The organism is Microcoleus sp. T3_B1, from assembly GCF_036700445.1.
In the GTDB taxonomy this organism is placed as follows: Bacteria; Cyanobacteriota; Cyanobacteriia; order Cyanobacteriales; family Microcoleaceae; genus Microcoleus.
Window position 1 is genome coordinate 1 of sequence record NZ_JAUBOX010000040.1, and the last position, 26133, is coordinate 26133.

The 26133-nt window shown below is 45.4% G+C and carries 22 protein-coding genes; 9 read left to right on the forward strand and 13 right to left on the reverse strand.

The genetic code is table 11. From position 1 onward, the window contains the following. Nucleotides 1-163: 163 nt before the first annotated feature. From aroH to QT990_RS20660, 3 genes are all read right to left on the reverse strand, one after another. Entirely contained in the window at nt 164-571 is a 408-nt protein-coding gene (gene aroH, locus QT990_RS20650; protein WP_333141973.1) for a chorismate mutase, read from the reverse strand. 139 nt (nt 572-710) lie between these two features. Then, nucleotides 711-1529 (reverse strand): signal peptide peptidase SppA, encoded by an 819-nt coding sequence (sppA, locus tag QT990_RS20655; protein WP_333141974.1) that lies wholly within the window; start codon nt 1527-1529, stop codon nt 711-713. A 39-nt stretch (nt 1530-1568) separates the two neighbouring features. Then, nucleotides 1569-1799 carry a hypothetical protein gene (locus QT990_RS20660; RefSeq protein ID WP_333141975.1) on the reverse strand — a complete coding sequence of 77 codons (231 nt, stop codon included), beginning with the start codon at nt 1797-1799 and terminating at the stop codon, nt 1569-1571. A gap of 134 nt (nt 1800-1933) precedes the next feature. Here QT990_RS20660 and QT990_RS20665 point away from each other — a divergent pair, with 134 nt between their 5' ends. Then, on the forward strand, nt 1934-3007 hold the full coding sequence (locus QT990_RS20665) for a DMT family transporter (protein ID WP_333141976.1): 1074 nt from the start codon (nt 1934-1936) through the stop codon (nt 3005-3007). 13 nt (nt 3008-3020) lie between these two features. Here the strand turns inward: QT990_RS20665 and QT990_RS20670 are convergent, their stop codons facing one another. The 4 genes from QT990_RS20670 to QT990_RS20685 all read right to left on the reverse strand — a co-directional run bounded on the left by QT990_RS20670 (nt 3021) and on the right by QT990_RS20685 (nt 5606). Next, nucleotides 3021-3323 (reverse strand): PIN domain-containing protein, encoded by a 303-nt coding sequence (locus QT990_RS20670; protein WP_333142030.1) that lies wholly within the window; start codon nt 3321-3323, stop codon nt 3021-3023. 113 nt (nt 3324-3436) lie between these two features. After that, nucleotides 3437-3736, reverse strand: a complete 300-nt coding sequence (locus QT990_RS20675; protein WP_333141977.1) for a hypothetical protein — start codon at nt 3734-3736, stop codon at nt 3437-3439. Between the two features lie 51 nt (nt 3737-3787). Further along, the gene (locus tag QT990_RS20680) at nt 3788-4465 is read right to left on the reverse strand and encodes a phage tail protein (protein WP_333141978.1); all 678 of its coding nucleotides are present in this window, start codon (nt 4463-4465) and stop codon (nt 3788-3790) included. A 1-nt stretch (nt 4466) separates the two neighbouring features. Continuing rightward, nucleotides 4467-5606: an AAA family ATPase gene (locus QT990_RS20685; RefSeq protein WP_333141979.1), complete on the reverse strand. Its 1140-nt coding sequence runs from the start codon at nt 5604-5606 to the stop codon at nt 4467-4469. A gap of 47 nt (nt 5607-5653) precedes the next feature. On the opposite strand from QT990_RS20685, the gene QT990_RS20690 reads away from it, so the two are divergent. Both QT990_RS20690 and QT990_RS20695 read left to right on the forward strand, forming a co-directional pair. Beyond that, the gene (locus QT990_RS20690) at nt 5654-6502 is read left to right on the forward strand and encodes a M28 family peptidase (protein WP_333141980.1); all 849 of its coding nucleotides are present in this window, start codon (nt 5654-5656) and stop codon (nt 6500-6502) included. 186 nt (nt 6503-6688) lie between these two features. Next, nucleotides 6689-10660 (forward strand): hydantoinase B/oxoprolinase family protein, encoded by a 3972-nt coding sequence (locus QT990_RS20695; protein WP_333465695.1) that lies wholly within the window; start codon nt 6689-6691, stop codon nt 10658-10660. A gap of 157 nt (nt 10661-10817) precedes the next feature. Here the strand turns inward: QT990_RS20695 and QT990_RS20700 are convergent, their stop codons facing one another. Beyond that, nucleotides 10818-11759 carry an XcyI family restriction endonuclease gene (locus QT990_RS20700; protein ID WP_333103799.1) on the reverse strand — a complete coding sequence of 314 codons (942 nt, stop codon included), beginning with the start codon at nt 11757-11759 and terminating at the stop codon, nt 10818-10820. A gap of 9 nt (nt 11760-11768) precedes the next feature. Continuing rightward, a complete protein-coding gene (locus QT990_RS20705; RefSeq protein ID WP_333141982.1) occupies nt 11769-13106 on the reverse strand; it encodes a hypothetical protein in 1338 nt (445 codons plus the stop codon). Between the two features lie 344 nt (nt 13107-13450). On the opposite strand from QT990_RS20705, the gene QT990_RS20710 reads away from it, so the two are divergent. After that, nucleotides 13451-14098 carry an RNA polymerase sigma factor gene (locus tag QT990_RS20710; protein ID WP_006634336.1) on the forward strand — a complete coding sequence of 216 codons (648 nt, stop codon included), beginning with the start codon at nt 13451-13453 and terminating at the stop codon, nt 14096-14098. A gap of 112 nt (nt 14099-14210) precedes the next feature. Continuing rightward, nucleotides 14211-14531, forward strand: a complete 321-nt coding sequence (locus QT990_RS20715; protein WP_333046751.1) for a 2Fe-2S iron-sulfur cluster-binding protein — start codon at nt 14211-14213, stop codon at nt 14529-14531. A gap of 200 nt (nt 14532-14731) precedes the next feature. Here QT990_RS20715 and treS read toward each other — a convergent pair whose 3' ends face one another. Beyond that, on the reverse strand, nt 14732-18103 hold the full coding sequence (treS, locus tag QT990_RS20720) for a maltose alpha-D-glucosyltransferase (protein WP_333300529.1): 3372 nt from the start codon (nt 18101-18103) through the stop codon (nt 14732-14734). 743 nt (nt 18104-18846) lie between these two features. Between treS and QT990_RS20725 the strand changes: the two genes are divergently transcribed. Then, entirely contained in the window at nt 18847-19077 is a 231-nt protein-coding gene (locus tag QT990_RS20725; RefSeq protein ID WP_333306869.1) for a photosystem II protein, Psb35-related, read from the forward strand. A 141-nt stretch (nt 19078-19218) separates the two neighbouring features. On the opposite strand, the gene QT990_RS20730 is transcribed toward QT990_RS20725, so the two are convergent. Then, nucleotides 19219-22170, reverse strand: a complete 2952-nt coding sequence (locus tag QT990_RS20730; RefSeq protein ID WP_333141985.1) for an AAA family ATPase — start codon at nt 22168-22170, stop codon at nt 19219-19221. Between the two features lie 91 nt (nt 22171-22261). Between QT990_RS20730 and QT990_RS20735 the strand changes: the two genes are divergently transcribed. From QT990_RS20735 to QT990_RS20745, 3 genes are read left to right on the forward strand one after another with little or no spacing between them, the layout of a single operon-like run. Further along, nucleotides 22262-22570, forward strand: a complete 309-nt coding sequence (locus QT990_RS20735) for a hypothetical protein (protein ID WP_333308956.1) — start codon at nt 22262-22264, stop codon at nt 22568-22570. A 5-nt stretch (nt 22571-22575) separates the two neighbouring features. Further along, the gene (locus QT990_RS20740) at nt 22576-23991 is read left to right on the forward strand and encodes an MBOAT family O-acyltransferase (protein WP_333308958.1); all 1416 of its coding nucleotides are present in this window, start codon (nt 22576-22578) and stop codon (nt 23989-23991) included. 5 nt (nt 23992-23996) lie between these two features. After that, nucleotides 23997-25007, forward strand: a complete 1011-nt coding sequence (locus QT990_RS20745; protein ID WP_333308960.1) for a DUF459 domain-containing protein — start codon at nt 23997-23999, stop codon at nt 25005-25007. 96 nt (nt 25008-25103) lie between these two features. On the opposite strand, the gene gloA is transcribed toward QT990_RS20745, so the two are convergent. Both gloA and QT990_RS20755 read right to left on the reverse strand, forming a co-directional pair. After that, entirely contained in the window at nt 25104-25499 is a 396-nt protein-coding gene (gene gloA / locus QT990_RS20750; protein WP_333308963.1) for a lactoylglutathione lyase, read from the reverse strand. A gap of 110 nt (nt 25500-25609) precedes the next feature. Further along, a complete protein-coding gene (locus tag QT990_RS20755) occupies nt 25610-26122 on the reverse strand; it encodes a cupredoxin domain-containing protein (protein WP_333308965.1) in 513 nt (170 codons plus the stop codon). Nucleotides 26123-26133: the final 11 nt, after the last annotated feature.

A 26133-nucleotide genomic window follows, 5' to 3' on the forward strand; every position in this document is an offset into this window, starting at 1 on the left:
TGCCCTATGCCCTATGCCCTATGCCCTATGCCCTATGCCCTATGCCCTATGCCCTATGCCCTATGCCCTATGCCCGCGAGAGCACCTCATGTGACTGAGAAAGGCTATAGGAATGTTTGACTTTTTGAGTTGTCGGGGCGATCGACATTCACAATCGCCAAGTCTAATTTTCCCCAGCCACCGCCACCGCTAAATTCCTATCCGGGCGCAAATTTTGAGCTCCCCGCAAATAAGGATGATAAATTTCAGTATGTGCGGGCCAGTTAACGTGAATTAAAAACCGAATGCAGCGTTCCAAAGCACCCTCTACGTGCATTTGCTGCACGTCCAACAAAGGAACATTACACCAGTGAGGACGTTCGCGGGCGATCGCAGCCGGAAACACAGCATCTAAATCACGAGTAGCAGAAAACGTAGCACTAATAATTAAATCTGGATTTATATCATTTTTTGCTTCTAATTCATCTAATAATTCTCTCACCGCTTCTCGAATTGCTGCCACCGAATTCTCGCTAGCAGTAGTTGCCCCACGAATCCCCCGCACTTGCCAATCCACGCAAAATTCCTCCATTTTAGTCAGTTGTTCAGTAGTCAGTTGTCAGTTGTTAGTTGTCAGTTGCTAGTTGTCAGTTGCTAGTTGCAATTACCAATTACTAATTACCAATTACCACTGCCAACTGACTACTGTCCACTGCCAACTGACTATTTAATCACGGGCGATACATCCACAGCGGCAAACCGCTAGTAGAAAGCTCGAATTCCAGCAAATTATTGTAAGCTGAAAGCCCGGATATATCCAGACTACTCCCCAAGACACGATTTAGGAAAGGTTTTTGTTTTTCTAGCGTGCAAGACTCGGTTTTTTCCGGGTCGAGGCCTGCGAGTTCGGCGGCAAGGCGGCGAGCGTCCTCTTCTGTTCCCAGTCGATCGACCAAACCCAATTCTAAGGCTTGCTGACCAGTAAAAACGCGACCGTCGGCAAAACTTTTCACTTTTTCAACAGCCAAGTTCCGGGCTTCCGCAACGGTTTCCACGAATTGCTGGTAGCTGGTGTCGATCAAATCTTGCAGAATTTGCTGTTCAGGATCGGTCAATTCGCGATCGAATGCCAAGATATCTTTATACGGCCCCGATTTAATCACCTGAAAAGAAACGCCTACTTTTTCTAACAGCCGTTCTAAATTGTTACCCCGGATAATCACGCCAATGCTGCCGGTAATTGTACCGGGATTAGCAACGATATGTTCGGCTCCCATGCCGATGTAAACTCCACCAGAAGCTGAAATATTGCCAAAACTGGCAACAATTTTGACTTTTTCGCGCAAACGCTTGAGCGCGCTGTAAATTTCCTGGGAATCGCCGACAGTGCCGCCGGGGCTGTCTATCCGCAGCAGCAAGGCGGGAAATTTGCGTTCTTCAACGGTTTTGAGAGCTTCTAGCACTCGTTTACGGGTTTCTCCGGCAATGGCTCCGGTGATTTCGATACGGGCGATTTGTTTGCGGTAGCGGGGCTTGAATGGCCAAATCATGGGCAGTGTACAGGCAAGGTGAAATTTTGTAGCTAACTTCTAGTGTGCCTTATTCATCGGGGTAGATGTTGTGCCATTTAGCAACAGGCAAGATGCCTGTTCCACAAGAAATTGCTTGATTGTGGAACGGGCATCTTGCCCGTTCCAGATTGTTGGCAACAGGCAAGATGCCTGTTCCACCTTGATTTTGTGCAACGGGCATCTTGCCCGTTCCAGATTGTTGGCAACAGGCAAGATGCCTGTTCCACCTTGATTTTGTGGAACAGGCATCTTGCCTGTTCCTAATGGCCGAGATTTGTGCGATCGCATTTAACTCAACACCAATATATAATTGTAAAAATTGCTTAACAAAACTACATCATCCCCACGAGAATCAATCTCATCAATTATCTGGAGTCTCCGCCATGCAGCTAAAGCTTACCGATTCAAAACTGCCTTTTGCCCCGCTGTTGCTAATTGCGCCGTTTTTCCTGTGGGGAACCGCGATGGTAGCGATGAAGGGGGTGATGCCACACACAACGCCGCTGTTTGTGGCATTCGTGCGTTTAGTACCTGCGGGCGTGTTGGTGCTGCTGGCGGCGGCATTCATGGGAAAGCCACAGCCGCAGGGTTGGAAAGCTTGGCTGTGGATTTCGCTGTTTGCTTTGGTTGACGCTACTTTGTTTCAAGGCTTTTTAGCCGAAGGTTTGGCGAGAACCGGTGCGGGTTTGGGTTCGGTGATGATTGACTCTCAACCGCTAGCTGTGGCGATTTTGTGTTTGTGGCTGTTTCAAGAAAAAATAGGTTTTTGGGGCTGGTTGGGATTAGTTATTGGCGTTGCGGGCATCAGTTTGATCGGGTTGCCCGATGGCTGGATTTTGGGGCTTTTTCATCCTGAAAACAGGCAGGTTTCTGGGGGTATCGAACAGTTGTTTCAGGGTGGAGAATGGTTGATGCTGTTGGCTGCTTTGTCGATGGCTGTGGGTACGGTTTTGGTGCGCTGGGTTTGCCGTTATGTTGACCCGGTGGTGGCGACTGGTTGGCACATGATTTTGGGCGGTTTGCCGCTGTTGGCAATTTCGGCGGCCACTGAGTCTGAGCAGTTTGTGAATATCGATTTTTCCGGCTGGATGGCGTTAGCTTATTCTACTGTGTTCGGAAGTGCGATCGCCTACGGTTTATTCTTTTATTTTGCTTCGAGTGGCAGTCTAACAAGTTTAAGTTCTCTTACCTTTCTTACGCCTGTATTTGCTTTGCTGTTCGGCAATTTGTTTTTGGGCGAAGTGCTCAATCCGCTACAATCGATGGGAGTTGGGCTGACTTTGGTGAGTATTTATTTGATTAATCAGCGGGATACTTTGGGTGATAAATTGAAGAAAATGCGGCACGGTGAAGCGAGTGCAGAAGTTGAAGCAACAGGATTATTAGAGTCGTCAGAGTTGAATTCTGTAGAATTACCCGTGCAGTTGCGGGTTAGCGAATTGGAATCAGAAGTTTAGCGCTTTAAGAAATTTAGGGAGAATTGGTTAATTCTTGAATTAACTGATTTGGAGTTACAATCCTAGGAGTAGTAACCGGAAAATCTCGCGGGTTGCGGGTGACAATGGCATCAATTAGATTGATGACAGCAGTGCTGTACTGAATCGCATCTTCAAAATCCTTGAAGTTGCAAGTTAATGCCATTGAAATAACAGAGTTATCTACTGTTGCTACTTGACAAAATGTGGCTAACTGCCGCAAAAAATCCAGCGTCCAATCGCGGCCTCTGTCTCTGCGGATAATATAGTAAAGGTCGCTAAAAGTTGAGGCTGAAATATAGCCTTAAATTTTTGCTTCTTCCACAAAAGTTAAAATGCGATCGCTCTCAGCAAAGAAAGGTTCTCGTTCGATCGCAACATCTACTATTATATTGGTGTCTATCAGGATTTTCACAAGTTATGTTTTTCCTTTAAATATTCCCATTTTGCTTGTTTGTCTGGATCGTCAAAATCCAGCGGTTCCGGTACAGCATCTCGATCGAATAAACCTTGAAATGCCTTCACGTTAGTTTTAAACTTTTTTTGAGGTTCTTCAGGTGCGATCGCATTTTCTGACGCGCTGGCTTGTTTAACCGTATCAGGTAGCTGCAAGACGATGATTTCTACATCTCCCGGCGGCATATTCACAGGTTCCACAACTACCAAGTTGCCAGTTGCATCGATTTTACCTCTAAGTTTGTATGCTTGCATGGTAATCTCCGATAACTATGTTTCTATTATATGACATAATAACTTGCTTCCTTACCAATCCTCTTCACCACCAATCTTAATGTCTCTGCTTTGAATCTCTTCTATAAAAGTTTTTAAACTGGGATTTTCTGAGTAATGCTTCATCAAAATTTTATGCTTGCGATATGGTTTTGAAATTATTCGATAATATTCAGGATTTTTAGCATTAGCGTCGATCGTAAACTTGTGTTTTTTCGTAAGTTCCTGATTAAAAGTATCGAGGCAGTTCTTAACTTTAGCTTGTTTCTTCTTGTCTGTATAATACAGGGGCAGCAACCAACACTCAATAGAATGTACGGAGATGGCAAATATAATTTGTTGTTGATATCTGCTGTAAAAATCATCGCCGATCGCATCTCTAAACTTTTCAATAACTTTTTCAATGAACTGCTGAGGAGTAAATTCACCGTTTTCATCTTGTTTTGCTACACCATAATCTTCTGAAACATCCGTATCTATCTGAATAATGATATAGTCAATAAATTGCAATGCTTCTTGAAAATCTCTTGACTTACAATAATCAAAAACTAGAGTCCAGCCGCCGTATGTGGATTTATTCTCATTGTCTTTATCTCTTTCTGGTTGAAGCGGTCTAATATCTAGATCGGGATTCTTGAAATATCCTGCTAAAATATTTTCAATCACAATCTGGTCAGTCAATCCCTCAGTAATTAATCCAAAACTAATCATATTAAAAATTTTTAGGAAGCCCTCCGATATAGCCCCTCAAAAACGCCTCGGATAATTTTACAGGTTCTTGTCCCTCTAGAGGTTTAGGTTTGAGAATGCGTCTAGCTTTAGTGTAACCTAATTGGTTGCGGGAAATCACAAACAGTCGCTGTTCGTCATCATCTAAATCCAAACCGTCCAAAACTGCCGGGTTGTGAGTGGTAAAAATTACTTGTTTGTCGTGTTTTTTTGCTAATTCGACTAATTCTTGGATTAATCGGCGGCATAATCTGGGGTTGAGAGAAGCGTCAATGTTATCTATTGCAAAAAATTTAGGCGTGATATCGCTAATAAATAAAGCGAAGTAAAAAAGCAAGAATAAAAAGCCTTCATTAGAACTTCTTTGATCGAAGTAAGCTAAACCTGGATCTAAGTATCTATCTTTAATTTGGAGAGAGTTTTGAATACTTGATAAATTGGGAGGAGCTTCAAAATCTTGAAACCAATCTATCAATTGCAGTTTTTTATTGATTTCATTAAGCTGCTCCTGGTTATCTGAATTCAAAACTTTTAATAGTTTAAACAAGCCTTCTCCATTAATCCCTAATGGTTGAATTTGCCCTTCTTTTTCAAAAGTACGTAAGGCGATATTTTCAGGAGAGTAAATGATAAATTGCTGTATTTTAAGTGTTCTGATATTTGTTTTGCGGCTAGATTGATATTGTTCATTTCGGCTGTCTAAAAAACTATTATATTCCCAAGCAGGAAGCTGCCTATATGCTTTTTCTAAATTCCGTTCGTATTCTGAAACCCCATAGTAAAAATGATTTCTCCATCGACCATAGGGTGTATTATCGTTATTTAAAATAAAGCTTATTTTTATTGTGTCATTATTTCCTCTAATTTCAATGCTGATATCTTTATCTAAATTTTCCTTTTCAAAAGCCGATCGCATAAATTGAGGTTCTGTCACTCTGATGCCCCGAGAAGCTAAAAACTCGTTATCCAGCTTATCATCTGCCGCAGCAGAAGCAAGGGCGATCGCCTCTAGGATATTGCTTTTGCCACAGCCATTTTCACCAATCAATACGGTGACTCGTCCTAATTCTAGCTTCAGCTTTTGAATGGACTTATAATTTTCGATTCTGACTTCTCCAATCATAATTCAATCCCATATAATCTTAGTGTACTCATTGTATCTCCGATCGCATGAATCTCAAAGAACGCTTGCACAGCCATCTGATTCAAATTGTACGCGATCGCAACCCATACCTCGCATCCGAAGGGCATTTTTATGCCCAGCAATACATCCGCGAACAGTTGGCACAGTGGGGAACTGTAGAAATTGACGATTTTTCCGTGCGCGGCCGAATTCATCACAATTTTATCTTGGATTTACCCCCCTTCGATCAGGCGAGTAAGAAGCGGTTGCCGCCGATCGTAATTGGTGCTCATTACGATACTGTACCCGGATCGCCTGGGGCCGATGATAATGCTACTGGTGTTGCTGTTTTGCTGGAACTCGCAAGGGATATCGCATCTGGGCCGCTCAAATATCCAGTGCAATTAGTCGCCTTTGATATGGAAGAATACGGTTATTTGGGAAGCAGTCATCATGCAGCTAAATACAAGCAACAGCAAGAGTCAATCCGGTTAATGATTTCTTTGGAAATGGTGGGTTATTGCAACCATAATCCTAATTCTCAAAGCTATCCGGCTGGCTTGAAATATTTTTATCCAAATAGTGGCAATTTTATTGCTTTAATTGGCACTTTGCGGACGGTTCCCGATTTGATTAATTTGAGTGGGAAAATTCGCAAGTCTGGTCAGCCCTGCGAGTGGCTGCCGGTGCCGAATCGAGGTTTAATTGTGCCGGATACTCGCCGCAGCGATCATGTTCCTTTTTGGGATAATGGTTATCCGGCTATTATGGTGACTGATACTGCTAATATGCGAAATCCGCATTATCATCGAGAAAGCGATAGGATTGAGACTTTGGATTTGGATTTTCTGGCTGGTGTTTGTCAGGGATTGGTTGAGGCTATTCGATATATATAGCAGTTTTATTTTAACGAACCGCGAAGGCGCGAAGGGCGCGAAGGAATAAGAAAGAAGATGAGAGAGAAACAGATATGAGTTTTATGAGTCTGAGGTTCTGAATTTTATGAAATTTATGAATTGACTTTCCGATAATTTTGTTGAATAATTCGGAATCAGTCAAACAACAAAACTCAGGAAAAAGATATGAATGCTGATTTTTCCGATCGCACTCGCTGGCAATTCTGGATCGATCGCGGTGGCACTTTTACCGATATTGTCGCCCAGAGTCCCGACGGTAAGTTAGTTATTCACAAGCTGCTGTCGGAAAACCCGGAACGCTACACAGACGCAGCAGTGCAAGGAATTCGCGACATTTTGGGAATTGCCGCAGATGTCCCCATACCCGCTGCACAAATTGAAGCGATTAAAATGGGGACGACGGTGGCGACAAATGCTTTACTGGAACGAAAGGGCGATCGCACAATTCTGTTAATTACTAAAGGTTTCGGCGATGCGCTGAGAATTGGCTATCAAAACCGCCCGAATATTTTCGCGCGTCACATTGTTTTGCCCGAGATGCTGTACGATCGAGTTATTGAAGTTGCAGAACGCTACAGCGCTCAAGGTGAGGAGTTAACTGCTGTCAATCCCGAGTTTATCGCGTCTTTGCAGCAAGCATACGATGAGGGAATTCGCAGTTGTGCGATCGTATTCATGCACGGCTACCGCTACTCGGAACACGAAAAACAAGTTGCTAAAATAGCCCGAGAAATTGGCTTTACTCAAATTTCAGTATCTCACGAAGTTAGCCCGCTGATGAAATTAGTTTCGCGGGGAGATACTGCGGTTGTCGATGCTTATTTATCTCCGATTTTACGTCGATACGTCGAACAAGTAACCAGTCAATTATCTGTAGGGGCGGTGCCCCCGTGCCCGCCCTCTTCCTCCCCGTGCCCGCCCTCCCCGTGCCCGCCCTCATCCTCCTCCCCGTGCCCGCCCCCCAAATTAATGTTCATGCAGTCGAATGGCGGCTTAGTGGACGCGGCACAATTTCAAGGAAAAAACAGTATTTTATCCGGGCCTGCTGGGGGAATTGTCGGTGCAGTTCAAACCAGCAAAAAGGCAGGTTTTGATAAAATTATTACCTTTGATATGGGCGGAACTTCGACAGATGTTGCCCATTTTAACGGCGAATACGAACGCGAATTTGAGACGGAAATTGCTGGGGTGAGATTGCGATCGCCCGTGATGGCAATTCACACTGTAGCAGCCGGCGGCGGTTCAATTGTCTTTTTTGACGGGACTCGCTACCGCGTCGGGCCGGAGTCTGCAGGGGCCAGTCCTGGGCCTGCTTGCTATCGCAAAGGCGGCCCCTTGACGGTGACTGATTGCAATGTGATGTTGGGGAAAATTCAACCGGATTTTTTCCCGAAAGTATTTGGATTGAATGGAGATTTGCCGATCGCCCCTGACGTAGTACGGCAAAAATTTGTGCAATTAGCGGGGGAAATTGGGGGCGAGAGGACGGCCCAAGAGGTGGCGGAGGGTTTTTTGGCGATCGCTGTGGAAAAGATGGCAAATGCTGTCAAAAAAATCTCGCTTCAGCGCGGTTACGATGTTTCTGAGTATACATTGTGCTGTTTCGGCGGTGCGGGCGGTCAACACGCTTGTGCGATCGCCGATGCTTTGGGGATGAAACGGGTATTTATTCACCCTTATGCGGGTGTGTTGTCCGCTTACGGTATGGGTTTGGCTGATGTGCGGGCTATTCGCGAAAGGGCGATCGAGCAACAATTAAATGCAGAATTATTACCTGATTTACATTATATTTTAACCGAATTGGAGGCTGAGGGAAAGAGGGAATTGAACCGCAGAGGCGCAGAGAACACAGAGAATGAGTCAGAGGTTTTAGTTGTTAGCAAGTTGCACTTAAAATATCAGGGAAGTGACTCGGTTTTGGCGGTCAATTTTGCTGACAATATTGAGGCGATGCAAGCTGAATTTGAAGCAGCCCACCGACAGCGTTACAGTTTTATTATGCCAGAAAAACCGCTGATTGTGGAAGCGGTTTCGGTGGAAGTTGTAGAAAGAATGGATGTGCCGGAAGCATCCACAATTTCCCCCTCTTGTGGCACAGGCATCTTGCCTGTGCAACCACTTTTGCAGACAATGGATGTGCCGGAAGCATCCACAATTTCCCCTTCTTGTGGCACAGGCATCTTGCCTGTGCAACCACTTTTGCCGACAATGGATGTGCCGGAAGCATCCCAAATTTCCCCCTCTTGTGGCACAGGCATCTTGCCTGTGCAACCACTTTTGCCGACAATGGATGTGCCGGAAGCCTCCACAATTTCCCCCTCTTGTGGCACGGGCATCTTGCCTGTGCAACCAATTTCAACGGTGCAAATGTATGTTGCTGGCGGGTGGCGGGCAACGCCTGTTTATCAGAGAGACGATTTGCGATCGGGCGACTGCATAGAGGGCCCTGCTATGATTGTTGAAGCAACGGGAACTAATATCATAGAACCGGGCTGGGAAGGGGAAATCACCGAAAATAACGATTTAATTTTGAACCGCAGATGCACGCAGATGGACGCAGATAATATCCGCGTTCCTTCGGGTTTATCTGCGGCTAAATCAGATCCGGTTTTGCTGGAAATTTTTAATAATTTGTTTCGGGCGATCGCCGAACAAATGGGCGTCACATTGCAAAACACAAGTTCCTCAGTCAACATCAAAGAACGTCTCGACTTTTCCTGTGCAATTTTCGACAAAAACGGGCAATTAGTTGCCAACGCGCCGCACATTCCCGTACATCTAGGCTCGATGAGCGAAAGCGTTGAAGCTTTAATTTTAGCACAAGGCAATGCGATTCAACCGGGCGATGTTTATGTTTCTAACAATCCCTACAACGGCGGCACGCATTTACCAGATATCACCGTTATTACTCCAGTATTTGCTCATGATTCCTCCCTTCCTTTGTTTTATGTTGCCTCGCGGGGACACCACGCCGACATCGGCGGCATCACTCCCGGTTCCATGCCTCCTAACAGTACAACAGTAACTGAAGAAGGTGTATTGCTTGACAATTTCCTGTTAGTAAGCGAGGGCAATTTTCGAGAAAAAGAATTACTAGAAATTCTGACAGCGGGTAATTTTCCTGTTCGCAATTCCGCTCAAAATATAGCAGATTTGCAAGCACAAATTGCTGCTAACAAGCGCGGCGCAGAAGAACTTCTCAAGAGGGTAGAGCATTATGGATTAGAGACTGTGCAAGCTTATATGGGCTTCGTACAAGACAATGCGGAAGAGTCGGTACGCAGGGTAATTGATGTTTTGCAAGATGGCGACTTTACTTATCCGATGGATAGTGGCGGACAAATTAAGGTAGCGATTACAATTAACAAATCTGCGCGCAGTGCAAAAATAGATTTTACGGGCACTTCTGCTCAACAATCCAACAATTTTAATGCTCCCGCTGCGGTGTGCAAAGCCGCTGTTTTGTATGTTTTCCGCACATTAGTAGATGACGATATTCCTTTAAATGCGGGCTGTTTGAAACCTCTCGAAATCATCAATCCCGAAGGCTGTATGCTGAATCCTCGCTATCCAGCGGCGGTAGTTGCCGGAAATGTGGAAACATCGCAGAATATTACCGATGCTTTGTATTGTGCGTTGGGAGTGATGGCGGCTTCTCAGGGAACTATGAATAATTTTACCTTTGGAAATCAGCGCTATCAATATTATGAAACTATTTGCGGCGGTTCGGGCGCTGGTGCAAGTTTTGGTGGTACGGATGCGGTTCAAACTCACATGACTAATTCGCGTTTAACTGACCCAGAAGTATTAGAATGGCGGTTCCCGGTGTTGTTAGAAAGTTTTGCAATTCGGGCTAATAGTGGGGGGAATGGATCTCATCGTGGCGGTAATGGAGTTGTGCGGCGAGTGCGGTTTCGGGAGGCGATGACGGCGGGAATTTTATCGGGGCGACGGGTGATTTCTCCTTGCGGTTTGAATGGGGGTGAAGCGGGGAAAGTTGGACGGAATTATGTCGAAATGGTTGATGGAAAGGTTGAGGATTTGGGGAGTACGGCGATTGTGGAAATGCAGTCGGGGGATGTGTTTGTCATTGAGACTCCTGGGGGCGGAGGATATGGCGTTTTGTTTAAACAGTAATTGAGAACTAAACTATTGATGCGATCGCACATTTTTGCATGGCAATTCAACAGCAGTAATACCGGGCGCGATCGCATCCTAACAACCACTCGGCAATGCGAATTTACAGTCAAAAGCTTGCCAGAGCGTATTGACTGTCCTAACATAGTGGACGGTTTCACAAACCGAGTAACCTGAACAGTTCTTCTTTTTTGCGATCTTGCTCTACTAATTCTTCCAAAATGAACCAATAATTGACAACATTCTGGGCCGCATTGAGAGCAGATATGGCTCGTGTAGTAACAGAAACACCCGGTAAGATAAGAATCGTTGTTGATTCCGAATTAACTTCTTTAGCTCGACTCAAGCTTTTGAGCGTTGCTCCAAACCGCTCCAAAACGCCAGCAGTATCTATGCCTCCTTTAATTTCAACTGCGACTAGAATCTGTTCATTTCTGTAAACTCCAATGTCAGGTTCGCTGGCAAATACGATTCTCCGCCCATCTTTCAGTTGCATAACTTTTTCGTCAGAGTTACCTGTTTCATTAGAAATCCAGTCTTCCTCACGCAATCTCAACTGCACCATAGCTTTTATGAGAATTTCGACTTTGCTCCCCTTCGCATTCTGCCAGGAACCCTGAGCTTGCGAACCAGCAGCCATTCCACGCCATAAATCAAATTCGCGAGCGTCTATCTGTTCATCAGTTTCAACTAAATGGCTAATGATTTTATTTAAGTGCTGAGCTATATTCCCAGCCACCAACTCATCAGGGAAACCTTTGCCTTGCTCATAGCGAATGCTTGACAGTCCAACTTGCTTCATTGATTTTTGGGAAACCATTGCTAACATTCTGTAGTAGCCTACAGCACAAGATACACTAATCAAAACCTGGGGGTGAGCAAAGACAATCACGGGCTTGATGCCGCGGTGAATTACCTTATTCCAAGCTTTTTGAGAAATGCCCAGATTATCGCATTCCCACGGCAGTGTTTCCCCTTTTACCTGTTCAATTTGAGAGGCTGTCTCCAACATTCCCCATTCGTGCAGTTTTTGGTGAAAAAACTCACTCTTGGACAACTGATCGAGCAACCAAGCTTCGCGCCTATTCGATGATGCCATTACAGTCACCTATTCTTTATGCCAAATGAGCACGCTCTCGCGGACAGGAATTCGACCATATTTACCCATCTGCTGGGAACTGTTACCTTTGTAGCGGGCAACAATTACTTGCTCTACTCGAAAACCCAGCTCTTGGGCCATTTCTGAAAGCACTAAATCGACTGGGACTATCTCGCTGGCAAAACGCACGTTATCCACAACTACCGCTACTTTTGCACCGGGAGCTAGAATTTTGGCCCATTCGCAAATAGCTTTTTGCATATCCACAAAATAGGCTGTCAACATATCAGGAATGCGGGGATTATTTAATGCTTTCCCTTGCTGTCGGAGTATGTCTACAACTTCGGCGATTACAGGATTTGGCGGTTTGTCAAAAGCATCAATTTTTGATTCGATGTGCGATCGCAAAATCCCAAACCTCAACTCCTTTAACTCCTCAAAGTTCTTGACAAAGTTAAAGCACAGTTCCAGCGAATAGGTGCGGGTGTAGTCGTAACGGTTAGGATAGGGTGGAGATGTAATCAAAGCTGTGGGTTGTGTCTCAAAATTCACATTGCTCAAATTCCGAGTATCACCTAACTGAACTGCGGGAAGTGGCGCGGATTTCTTTTGCCCCCACAAACACCTTAAGGATAGAATATCTTCTTCAGCTTCATATACTTTCTGTTGCAGCATTTCCCCAGGATCTGGAATTAACTTATCCTGTTTCATGCGTAAAAATTGACCGTCTTTTGCCGTGTAGCTGCAAGGCTCTAAAATAGCCAAAAACAGCAGTTGAAAAATTTCTCGCAAGGGTGAAGATAAACTTTCAATAGCGCTTTTCCACTGGCGCAATTTGAGCAGCGTTGCTTCTGGAAAAGCGACTTGCATAATCTTGACATCCATTGCCACCTCAGCGGGTTCTGCTTTGTCTGCCTTAGCTTTGAGTTCGGCAAAAGTTTTTCGCAGAGTTTGGGGTTCTACTGAACAGAAAAGGGGTAGCGTCCCAGCAATAAAGGTAGCTATTGGCAGTCTATCTATTCCTAATGCGGGGACATTGTGCTGCATAGCTGTAAATAAAGTTGTCCCCATGCCGCAGAAAGGCTCAAATAAATAATCCTTTTCTGTTAATCCAAAACGGTGAATAAATTGCTTGACTAAAGCAAAGGAAAATGCTTCTTTGTAGCGGAAGAGGCGGAGAACTGGCAAGCTTTTGTTGCCTGCGTAGGATACGAGTTGTCCCAGTCGCAGTTCTTCACTCATGTACGGCGCAAATTTTGCTTCGATGCGATCGCGTTCAGCACAATTGGCAGTTTCCGCAGGACTCGCCATGATCTCTGCTTCTGGGAATAAACTTAACTGTTTCACTGCGTTTTGTCTCCTGATGGCGGACCTCGCCTTTGCTGTGTCTTCTGTCAAGTTTACTGCGAAGTCGCTAGCTTTTTAGAAATTCACCCAACTGGGTCATCTAGAGTAGGACTTACGCATTGCGAACGGTAAATTGTCATTCACAAGCTAAGCGCAAAGAATCTCGGAGCTCCTTCGCGCTTAGCCCTGGATGACATCGGAGTTAGTCCTGTAGAGGTGAAAACTAATGAGATCCATCGCACATCGCCCCGACAAAATCACCCTCAACTCTGGAACATCGAGCGACAAATCGTGTAGAATCGGGCTGCACCAGCATTTATTCCCAAAACCTTTCCAGAACAATTGTGCAAACACCTAATTTTTCAGAACTCAACCATCCTGTGGTCAAATCCCTGTTTCACCACAGTGATCAGGAATTATTGACTCTGTTTCAAAACCATCCCGATCAAGGTAGGTTCTTCACGGCAATTTTTTGCCGCTATGCTCAAATTGTACACTCCCTGATTCGCCATTCCGTGCGATCGCCCGTACAAGGCGATTACCTGTTTGCCCACACTTGGCTGCACATCTATCACGAACTCCGAGGCCTCGATTTGCGCCGCGAAATCCAAGAGTCTGATGGCGGGAATCTCAGTCTCCAAAACTGGCTGATTAATGTCACCGCAGTCTGCATAAATCAAGCTGAATTGCCCCCTGTTGAGTCGATTCACTACTCTTTGCAATCGGCTCCGCCTCCCCTATGGTGTTACGTCAAACAAGCCTTAGAATTGTTAGCGCCGCTGCCGCGTTTAGTGGTGTTGATGGCTCAGACTTTCCGCTGGAGCGAAACTCGAATTGCAGCTTATTTGCAAGCAGAAGGCGAAGCTATTTCGCCGGCTCAGGTAAAGGCTTTGCTGCAAAAAGGATATCAAAGTTTAGAATCAAACTTGCCGGAGGATATTCGGGCTATTTATCTAGATGAAAATCTCGATTATCAAGAAGCACTTGTCTAGATATACACGATATAAATCCGCCCTTTCTAGTTGTAGGGGCGGGTTTTACCCGAAATATTTGGTAGGACTAACAGCATCGTAAACCCGCCCTTTTGCGAGGAAGAAGGAAAAAATGGCAGTTTATCAAGTTCGGTTGGTGAATGAGGCTCTCGCGCTTGATCGCACGATCGCAGTACCAGACGACCAGTATATCTTAGATATGGCAGAAGATGCCGGCATCCGCTTGCCGAATGGATGCAAGCAAGGAGAGTGTTCTGCTTGCGTCGTCAAACTGCTGAGCGGTGAAATTGACCAAAGCGAACAAAAGTTTTTGAAGCCGTCAGAATTGCAAGCTGGCTACGCTGTTACTTGTGTGGCTTACCCGCTTTCTGACTGCACTTTGTTAACCCATCAAGAACAAGTTTTGTATCAAGCAGCTCTTTATTTTAAGTAATACGAAATCGGTGTTCAACCATCTTTTTTTTTAGTCTCTTAGAGAGGGACGGAAGTTTGTAGAGGAGCGAATTCTCTTCCCCCATAAAAGGTTTATCAAAGCAGATTTGGTTCATGTAAGGTGCGTGACTCTCCAGCATCTCGCTGTTAATTGAGTAACTAGAAAGTCACGCACCCTAACGAGTATAGATAAACCCGCCCTTATAAATTCAGCAATTCTACAATCCGCTGAAGCGGAATGTGCGCCCAATCCAAGCGGTAATTAAGTTCGTAGGCTAGCTCGCCAACCGCTTTTTCCAAAATGTAAGCATCTAGCAAAACTTGTAGTTCCGGTATAGATTTGGGCAAGAAATCTGCATCGGCTGCTGTTGCCAAATAGCTCTTAACAAAAGTGAGGCTGACCCAGCGGTGCCAAACGTTCGCCCACTGCTGCATCTCCGGGAGATTTTCAGGGCGAATCATGCCGCTTTCTACTTCATTGCGGAGTGCCAAAGTAACAGCGTAACTTATAGATTGCAGCATTCCTGCAACATCTCGCAGAGGCGACCTCTTCATCCGCCGCTCGCTTAAGGGCCGATCGCGTTCTCCTCCGAAATCAATAATTACGAAGTCTTTGCCTGTATAAAGAACTTGCCCGAAATGAAAGTCCCCGTGACAGCGAATTCTATCGGCCGTGATTCTCAAGTTCAAAATAGACTTGAAACGTTCCATGAGCAAATCTTCGCGGTTGAGCAGCTTTTGCGCCGATTTTTGTATTTCTGGCGGCAGTTTGGACATCCGTTTTTTCAGATCCAGCAAAGTTCTTCCGGCCACATTTCTCATGTATTGATAGATGGAACGCTGGTAAAAGGAGGTGAAGCTTTCTGGGGCAAAAGCGGGATTTTCTGTGTCAGCAGCTAAAGCGAGGTGAAGTTCGGCTGTCCGCTTACCTAAAAGTTCCGCTGATGCTAAGTAAGAGCCGATGAGTTCGCGAGCTAATGCCGGAATTTCTAGGGATAAATCGGCTACTAGCGAGTTTTGCTGCCGCTGGGTTTGTCCGGTCAAAGCGTTCGGCAAATAATTTTCGGGGGCAGTAGATAAATTCTCGCCGGAATGCTTTGCTTCTACTGTCATTACTTGCTCGAAATAGTCGCGCAGTGTGTCTAATGTATAAGACCAAGCATCTACGCTGTCGGGGATTAATTTTTGTAGGATTCCGACTGTAAGGACTTGTTTTGCTGGTGTGTGATATTCCAATGCTCCGGCAATTGGAGCGTAGTGTTGGATCGAGTTGCCCTCTGTTAAAAAGCGTCCGATTTCTAATTCGGGGTTAATTCCTTCCTCGATTTTTCGCAATATTTTCAGGACGAAGCGGTCGCCGTAACCTGCGGATGTATTGCTTTGTTCTTTTTTGAACAGGTGAGGTTCGAGCTGCGCTAACTCTTCTTCTGATTTGAATGCACTGTCGGCAATTCCTAGCAGTTGACCTGCAACACCTCTGTAACTGCGAGAATTGGCGATCGTCCCCAGCAGCGCACTCAGAAAACCTTTGTCCCCAGCAGCATCAAATAGTACCCCGACTTCCTTGTTGGTTTCTGGGAATTGCAGGCGCGCGATCGCCCGATCGTCCACATCGCCTTTAATCTCTTCCCACCCTAAAGGCAAAACGTAAGTTTCCGGCATACCTTCAGTATAATTCAACTGCAAGAACAGAATGTAAACTTGAGATTGCTCCCCCGCACTATCTTTACATTCAACCGGTACAACATCACTTATTTCTAATGATTGAATTGTCCTGTCTGTACCGCTAAACCAGCGATTGCGCCGCAGGTATCCCGGCAAAAGATTAAGCAGCATATCGCTTAACTGACTTGTAGCAAAAGCTGTTTTCCAATTGCCTATCACCGCCAAACTCGGCAAGTCTGTAGGATGACCGTGCAACGAAAAATCTTCGTGTTTAGCAGTAAGAGTAAACCAGTAAAAAGTGTGAGGGCTCAAGCTCAAAAAGTAAGGCTGCTCCCCAACGGCAGGAAACTCAGTGCGACCGAAAATCTCCACCGGAACAGCACCTTTAAAGGGCCCAAGGTCTAATTCTGCCGTCTGGACGAAGCGTGACAAATTAGCCACTACGAGGATGTGTTCGTCTTGATAAGTCCGTACAAAAGCTAAAACTTTGCGGTTTTCCGGGTACAGAAACTCGCAAGTTCCGCGGCCGAATGCTTGGAAGCGCTGCCTAATTGCAATCAGGCGTTTCATCCACCACCAAAGAGAACTCGGATTCGCCCGCTGCGCGTCCACGTTAACAGATTCGTAGTGATATTCAGGGTCAACAATTGGCGGTGCGTACAGCCGCTGCGGGTTCGCGCGGCTAAAACCGGCATTGCGATCGCCACTCCACTGCATCGGAGTTCTCACCCCGTTGCGATCGCCCAAATAGATATTGTCTCCCATGCCAATTTCATCGCCGTAGTAAAGCACCGGCGTACCCGGAAGAGACAGCAGCAAAGCATTCATCAACTCGATGCGGCGGCGGTTATTTCCCATCAAAGGAGCCAAGCGGCGGCGGATGCCCAAATTAATTCTAGCCTGAGTGTCTTGAGCGTAAACCCGATACATATAATCTCGGTCTTCATCACTCACCATTTCCAGCGTCAATTCATCGTGATTCCGCAAAAACAATGCCCACTGACAGTTATTGGGAATCTGCGGAGTTTGCTGGAGAATATCGCTAATTGGGAAGCTATCTTCCATATACAAAGCCATAAATAAACGCGGCATCAGCGGAAAATGAAAGTTCATGTGACATTCATCGCCGGCAGCGTAATATTGAACTGCATCCTCCGGCCACTGATTCGCCTCAGCCAGCAGCATCCGGTTCGGGAAATTCTCATCTACGTGCTTCCGCAATTGCTTCAGGAATACGTGAGTTTCTGGCAGGTTTTCGCAGTTAGTACCTTCGCGCTCGTACAGGTAAGGCACCGCATCCATTCGCAGTCCGTCTACTCCCAGTGCCAACCAGAAATCTACCACATCTAAGATGGCTTGGCGGACGGCCGGATTGTCGTAATTCAAATCGGGTTGGTGGGAATAAAAACGGTGCCAGTAATAAGCTTTTGCTACCGCATCCCAAGCCCAATTAGATGTTTCAAAATCTTGGAAAATAATCCGAGCATCTTGATATTTTTCCGGCGTGTCGCTCCACACATAAAAATCTCTTTCGTTACTGCCTTTTGGGGCGCGGCGTGCTCGCTGAAACCAAGCGTGCTGGTCGGAAGTGTGGTTGACAATTAACTCAATAATGACGCGAATTCCCCGCTGGTGCGCTGCTTCTAAAAGGTCTTTAAAGTCCTCTAATGTGCCGTAAATCGGGTTGACGGTAGTATAGTGAGATGTATCGTAGCCGTCGTCTCGGAGCGGCGACGGAAAAAATGGCAGTACCCAAATTGCTGTTACTCCCAAGTTTTGCAGGTAATCCAGTTTTTCTGTCAGTCCTCTAAAGTCGCCGATCCCGTCTGCATTGCTGTCTGCAAAAGCGCGAACTGGTACTTCGTAAATAATCGCGTCTTTGAACCACAACGGGTCGTTATTTAACATTGAGTTTGGCATGATTTGTAGCGATGATTGGTAATTAGTAATTTGTACTTAAAATTTGGTAATTGGGATTTGTTAGTTCCAATCCAAACTGATAAATCATAACTCATAATTTGGCCGCTATTCCTCATGCCAGCGGCAGACTTTTAATCGTAATTTATTAACGCAAAACTTATAATTTCTTAACTATAAACTCTCAACAATCTGTTTTGCTATTTCGGATACAGTTCACAATCCGGGTACTGTGCTAGCTACCGATGCGCGGTGCCCACCCTACCAAGGCGTGTCAACTTAAGCCTGAAACCCCTCTGTATCTCTCGCTGGTAGCCCAGTCTAGATCCCCCTAAATCCCCCTTGATAAGGGGAGTAGGGGTTGACTTTGAGAACACTCTTGTCCCCCCCTCTTATTAAGGGGGGCGGTTTCATTCTCACCAAAATCAGGCTTTTGTAGGGGCGATGCCCCCGTGCCCGCCCCCACCCACAGACGATTTCACAGGCGTTTGGGACATGGGGGCAACCACAGGGGGATTGCCCCTACCGAGAATGAAACCGCCCTGCTCTTATGAAGGGGAGCTAGGGGGGATCGAGCCCTTGTTGACACTAAGCACACCCTACAGACTCAGGATTAGGTGCGGTATTTACTACCTGCCGGACGGTTGCCACGACATTACAGTACCTTGACGTTTATTACTAATTTTTGTTACATTTATTTACATAAAGCAACAAAAGTTAAAGGAAAAGTAAAAATGACTATTGTAATCGCTCTTTTAATCGTCGGTTGGGTAGCAGCCTCAGTAATTGGCACTCAAGCATATTTCCTGGGCGAACAGTCAAAGCCTATCCACGAGCGGAATTGGAACGATGAGTCTTTTGAACAACTGGCAAAATCAGTGACGGGAACAGAAGTTGATTACCGCGTTCGCGTTCCCGCCTACAGCATGGATGCCTATGCGAGCCGCACCATCTCGAATTCTTGATATCAAGTAACAGGTTTCACCATTTTCAATAACAGGCATGATGCCTGTTCCTAATTTTCAATAACAGGCAGGATGCCTGTTCCACAAGAAAATGGATGGTTTGTGGAACAGGCATCTTGCCTGTTCCCAACTATTCGGCAACTACAAACTGTTACCTGTCAGCGCTGGGCGAGACTCTTTTTTGCGAAATTGCAAAGAGTTATTTTCACAGTCGATCGCAATTGTATCACCCTCCACAAACGCATTTTCCAGAATCTTGTTAGCCAGCGGGTTTTCTAGCTCCCGCTGGATGGCACGTTTCAAGGGACGAGCGCCGTAAACCGGGTCATAACCAACATCTGTGATATGATTTTTCGCCGCATCGGACAGTTCCAAAGTGATTTTTTGCTCTGCCAACAAACGCTCGATCCGCTTCACTTGAATGCTGACTATTTGCCGCAGTTCGATCTTGCTCAAAGTGTGGAACAAAATTATCTCGTCCACCCGATTGAGAAATTCGGGCCGGAAGTGCGATCGCAGCGCTGCCATCACCCGTTTTAACATCTGTTCGTACTCTTGGTCTGTCTCCCGTTCTTGAGTCAATAAATTGTCATTTTCACTCTTGTTCTCAGTCTTGTTTTCACTCTTAGTTACAGTATCACCATCGACTCGCTGGGCCGACACCTCAACAGTACCGTCTGCAGCCACTTTATAATCTGTCTTTTGACTTGACAAATCTTTCGTTTCCTGCTTCCGGCTAGCAGGTTTTTTGACGGTTTTTTCCTTCTTAGTAAACACGTCTAAAATGTGATCGCTGCCGATATTGCTAGTCATCACAATTACGGTATTTCTAAAGTCAACCACTCGACCTTGAGAATCGGTAATTCTGCCGTCATCCAACACTTGCAGCAAAATGTTAAATACGTCCGGGTGCGCTTTTTCCACTTCGTCAAACAGCACTACCGAATAAGGATGTCTCCGCACTGCTTCGGAAAGTTGTCCCCCTTCATCGTAACCGACATATCCGGGAGGAGCTCCTACCAACCGAGAAACGCTGTGCTTCTCCATGTATTCCGACATATCGATGCGGACGATCGCATCGTCGCTGTCAAACAAAAACTCCGCCAACGCCCGCGCTAACTCAGTTTTTCCGACGCCTGTCGGGCCCATAAACAAGAAAGAGCCGATCGGTCTGCCGGGGTCTTTCATACCCGCCCTAGCGCGCCGAATTGCCGCCGCCACGGCTGTTACAGCTTCCTCTTGACCGATAACTTTTTGGTGCAAATGTTTTTCCAATTGCAGCAATTTTTGGCGTTCGGACTCTAACAACCGGTTAACCGGAATGCCCGTCCATTTAGCGACAATTTCCGCAATATCGCCCTCAGTAACTTTTTCGCGCAGCAGGGAAGAACCTTGAGCTTGCTGTTTCAAAAGTTCCGCTTCTTTGGCTTCGCGATCGCGCACCGCAGTTTCCAACTTGCCGTACTTTAACTGGGCGGCTTTATTCAAATCGTAAGCCCTTTCTGCTTGTTCGATTTGGACTCGCAGTTGGTCTTCTTCTGCTTTCAATTTATTGATTGCATCCAACAACTGCTTTTCGCCCAACCACTGAGAGGACAATTTTTCCTGCTTGACTTTTAAAATGTCAATCTCAGAGGTGATGCGTTCGACGCGGAAGCCGAGCCCAGGGGCTAGAGCACCTTTTCCTTCCCCTTCGATCGACAATTTTTCCATTTCCAACTGCATCACCCGGCGGTCAATGCCTTCCAATTCCACAGGTTTAGAGGTAATCTCCATTTTCAAGTGGGCGGCCGCTTCATCTACAAGGTCGATCGCCTTGTCTGGCAAAAAGCGATCGGAAATATAGCGAAAAGACAGAGTTGCAGCAGCTACCAGGGCCGAATCAGTAATTTTTACCCCGTGGTGGCGTTCGTAACGGTCTTTCAATCCGCGCAAAATGGAAACAGTATCTTCAACGCTGGGTTCGCCGACAAATACTTGTTGAAAGCGGCGTTCCAGTGCAGGATCTTTTTCAATATTCTTGCGGAATTCGTCGAGAGTTGTAGCGCCGATGCAGCGCAATTCGCCTCTGGCCAACATGGGTTTTAACAAATTTCCCGCATCCATTCCCGAACCGGAACTGCCACCGCCGCCAGTGCCTACAACCGTGTGCAATTCGTCAATAAATAGGACAATTTGCCCGTCGGAATCGATGACTTCCCGCAGAACAGACCGCAATCGTTCTTCAAATTCGCCCCGGAATTTTGCCCCAGCAATTAAACTGCCCATGTCGAGGCTAAATAGCTGGCGATTTTTCAAAGATTCGGGTACGTCGCCGTTGACAATTCGTTGGGCTAAACCTTCGGCGATCGCAGTTTTTCCGACTCCGGGATCGCCAATTAACACCGGATTGTTTTTTTGGCGGCGGGAAAGAACTTGTACCACGCGGCGGATTTCCTCGTCGCGGCCGATTACTGGGTCGAGTTTGCCGGCTTTGGCGGCTTCTGTCAAATCGCGGCCGTACTTGCTGAGGGCGTCGGAGTTAGCTTCGCCATCTTGATCTTGGGCTTTAGCGCTGCTGCGGCTGCCTTTCCCCGTTTCGGAATTTTTTTCTTGGGCTTTAGCAGTGGCGCGGAAAGATTTGATGGCTTCTTCGAGTTTTGGTCGATCGAGTGTACCGGCTGGGGGTTTGCGATCGTAACCGGGGCGACCTGGCGGGCCGTCGCCTTTTGTCAGCAACCTGCGCCCGACTCGTTCGTCTTCTACTAAACCAATTAATAAATGTTCAACGGCGATAAAATTATCTTGCCAAGTCGCCCTGGTGGCCTCGGCAACATCTAACATCACTTCTAAGCCGCGACCGAGGTATAGTTGGTCAGCGTTGGCAACTCTGGGCTGTCGTTTGGCAAAAGCATCTAACTGCTGGGCCAAGCGGGGGGCATCGACTCCAGCTTTGCTGAGAATGCTGTTGGCCTGGCCTTGCTGTTCGAGAAGGGCGATGGCTAAATGTTCAACCTCTAGCTGCTGATTGGCAAAGCGGCGGGCTACATCCTGGGATTTGACAATGGCTTCCCAGGCTTGATCTGTAAATTTGCTAGGGTCTGTTGGCTGCACGTTGGTTCCTCGCAATCAAGGGGATTCCTGTTGTTATCCGTTAATACATCGTCTCACAACCATCATAATCTTTAAACAGGATTATGAATTTATGAGTGCGGTTAACTACGGCGCAAGTTGTGACCTAATTGACAAGATTGCAAAAGCTTACAGTCCGCAATCCACCCCGAAATTTGCTGCGGTGAGACTCACATCTTGCGCCATTCTCAAGAACGGGCAAGATGCCCGTTCCACAAAAGATAAATTTTCTTGTGGAACAGGCATCTTGCCTGTTCATAAAAGGCTAACTGACAATGGTGCAACATATGAGTTCAGACCGACTCTGGCGATTCCCTTGGGGATAGGTTCGCTGGCCGTACTTATAAAAATATTGCCACAAACAAGATTTTTTAGCGACTGAGATTTATGCTATTTCCCACTTACCAATTTTTAGTATTTTTCCTAATTATTTTTAGCCTGATCGTCTCGGTGAAACCCCAAGTCGATTTGTATAAAATTGTCTTGTTAGCTTCGAGTTTATTATTTTATTCGTTTTGGAGCTTTGACTTTCTCTTGCTCCTCATTTTCTCTACCGTATACAATTATATCATTCTCCGGGTGATCTGCAACAGTAAGTATAAAAAAATTGCTTTCATCTCCGGCTTAGTTTTCAACATTGGCTATCTCGGCATCTTTAAATATTGCAACTTCTTTGTAACTTCTTTATTTGAGGTACTGAACCAGCTACAAATTCCCGCCAACTTTCCCGTTTTGCAAATAATCGCCCCCGTCGGCGTGTCTTTCTACACTTTTAGAATGATTTCTCATTTAATCGATTGCTACCAGCAAAAAATCCCTTGTCCGAAATTTGTAGACTATGCCGCCTACATTACCTACTTTCCGCAAATTGCCTCCGGGCCAATCTCGCGAGCTCGCGAATTTTACGGGCAGCTAAATTCACCGGAAAAATACGACTATAAAATTGAAGAAGTTATAGTTTTGATTTTGTCGGGACTCTTCAAAAAATATACTTTATCGAGCTTTTTGTTTAACTTCACTGACTTGCCATTCAAAGTCCCCCAGCAGTACAGCAGCATCGATTTAATCCTCGCGGCAATTTCCTATTCCTGTTTAATTTACGTAGATTTCAGCGGCTACTCGGATTTAGCCAACGGCATCTCCTGTTTGCTGGGTTTTAAACCCATTGCCAACTTTAATATGCCATACCGATCGCTGAGCCTGCAAGAATTTTGGAAAAGGTGGCACATCAGTCTTTCCGAGTGGCTGAGGGATTACGTTTACTTTCCCTTTGGCGGCAACAAATACGGTAAGTTGAGGAAGTACGTAAATTTACTGATGACAATGGCGATCGGCGGATTGTGGCACGGCGCAGGTTTAAACTTTATTTTCTGGGGAGCAATTCACGGTTTAGGATTAATTGTCAACCATTTATGTAAAGATATCCCCCAAGCTATCCACTTTAAATTAGACTATGCCTTTCCCAGATTTGCTAAATTTTGCAGTTGGCTGCTAACATTTACTTTTGTTACTTGTAGCTGGGTATTTTTCGGCACTCCCAACTGGGAAACTGCGATGAGTTTTTTTGAAGGAATTTTCCATCCAGCAGTCGCCACTTTTCAATTTAACTTTTGGCAATTGTATTTAGTAATTGCAGTCATTGGCGCGATCAACTTGTGGGGCGATCGCATCGCGAAACTATTGCAAACCGTATTGTCATTAAAAAACATTTTCTTTCGGGTTGTCTTAGTTTCACTGCTCGTGTATACTATCTTGATGTTGGGACCGAGTACCATGCCGCCTTTTATTTACTTTAATTTCTAAGAAATATGAAAGACCGGGAAATTTTGCTGATTGTTACTTCTGTAATTCTCACTTTAATATTTTCAAACTTATCATTATTTCTAAAAAGCTTTGCTTCAACTCCTTTCGCCAGTCCAGAAATCAAAGAAGCAGCGCGCCAGATCGAAATAGACGGTTTCAGAAAATCCGAACAAGCTTTTTGGAGCAAAATTAAAGATATTAACTTCGATAGCCTCCCCAAAGAATCAGAAATTCCTCCTGTCACAACCGAAACAAAAGCCGCCGTTGAACCCCCAAAGCCTGCTAATGCTAAAAAACCAACCCCAGCTAAAAAACCAACCCCAGCCAAACCTAAACTGACCAGACCTTATCGCAGATTTTTATTTATTGGAGATTCCGTAATGTTCGACTTAGGAATTCAACTCCAGTACACTCTTAAGACAAAATACAATATCGCCGATACGAAAATAGACTACAAGGTCTCGACCGGATTAAATCGGATAGATTATTATGATTGGTATGCCAGAACTCGCCAAATTATTAATAATTACCAGCCGGATGTAGTGATAGTTATGTTTGGAACCAATGACCGTCAAAATATCATTGATTCTCAAGGAAAAGGCTGGGCTGTTATGACCAAAGAATGGCAAAAAGCTTATCAAGAAAGAGTTGAAAAATATGCAAATTTACTTGATTCGTCATCCGTGAGAAAAGTGTATTGGGTCGGTCAATCGATGCCTAACAAATCTTCGTATCTCAAAGCTTTTCCCATCATGAACAATATTTATAAAGCTGCCAGCAAATCTTCATCCAAAATAGAATTTATTTCTACTTGGGAGACATTTGGACAAGGAGGAAAATTTGTTCCAGTAGTTGCTAATAAATCTGGTAAGCGAGGCTATGTAAAAAATAATGACGGCTTGCACTTTACCTCCCACGGAGCTCAGATTATCAGCGAATTAATCGTTGATAAAATGGGGAAGGACAACATCTTAAAATCTCCCCAACCTCCCCAATCTCCCAAAAAGAAACCCTAAACTTTAATAATTGGTTCCCATTGGGAGTCAGAAACCGGGTTTCTTCACCAAGTCTCGATGAGGATGCCAAAATTATCGCAGAAACCCGGTTTCTTTCTAGTCGCGTGGATTTTGCAGTTGAATTAATTCAACTTTATATCCATCTGGGTCTTGTACAAAAGCGATGACAGTTGAACCGTGCTTCATCGGGCCGGGTTCCCGACTAACTTTACCACCGCGAGCTTTAATTTCTTCGCAAGTACCGTAAATGTCGTCAACGCCGATCGCAATATGACCGTAAGCATCCCCCAAATTGTACTCTGTGACGCCCCAGTTGTATGTTAACTCCAAAACTGTAGTGTCGGATTCATCGCCGTAGCCCACAAAAGCCAGAGTAAATTTACCGTCTGGATAGTCCTTTTGTCGCAGCAATCTCATGCCCAGAACCTCGGTGTAAAATTTGAGGGACTCTTCCAGGTTGCCGACTCGGAGCATCGTGTGTAGTAGTTGCATTTAGCTCACTCCAAATTTTTTAAGCTTTCATCTATTTTAGCTATTTCCTGCGGAAAAAACTCGCCCCTCAACCGTGGCAGTTCCCGCAGGTTGATAACTGTCTATTTGATTTAGCTTTGTACTTCCACCACACCCCGAAACATATTCATGCCGCACGTAAATAGGTATCGTCCAGGTTTGTCAGGGGTAAATTCAACAGCCGTTACCTGATTGAGAGGTAATTCTCGCACAATGTGAAAATCTGGTAACAACACTTTTTCAAGACAACTATTGGGGTCGCGCCTCAAGAATTTGAGCCTGACTAATTGACCTGCGTTCACAACTACAGTGGCAGGCTCATAACCCCCGTCTACAGTAATAGTCAACTCTTGTATCCCCTGACTAGATTCAGCTTGCTGCCCTTTAGCTTTACTGAATAAAAACCACCACAATTCCAAACCAATTAATGTCAAACCACCTATTGTTACGCCAACTTTTAAACCTAGTGGCTGTTCAATGCTGCGGAATTGAGTCGTTGAAGTAGAATGCTGGACGGACATTTTGGAAGCTTGAACTCCCGATGCCATTCCCATCACAAGCCCTAAACTCGCGAGACTTCCCAAAATTTTACGATGGTGTAACATTTTTCTAATTT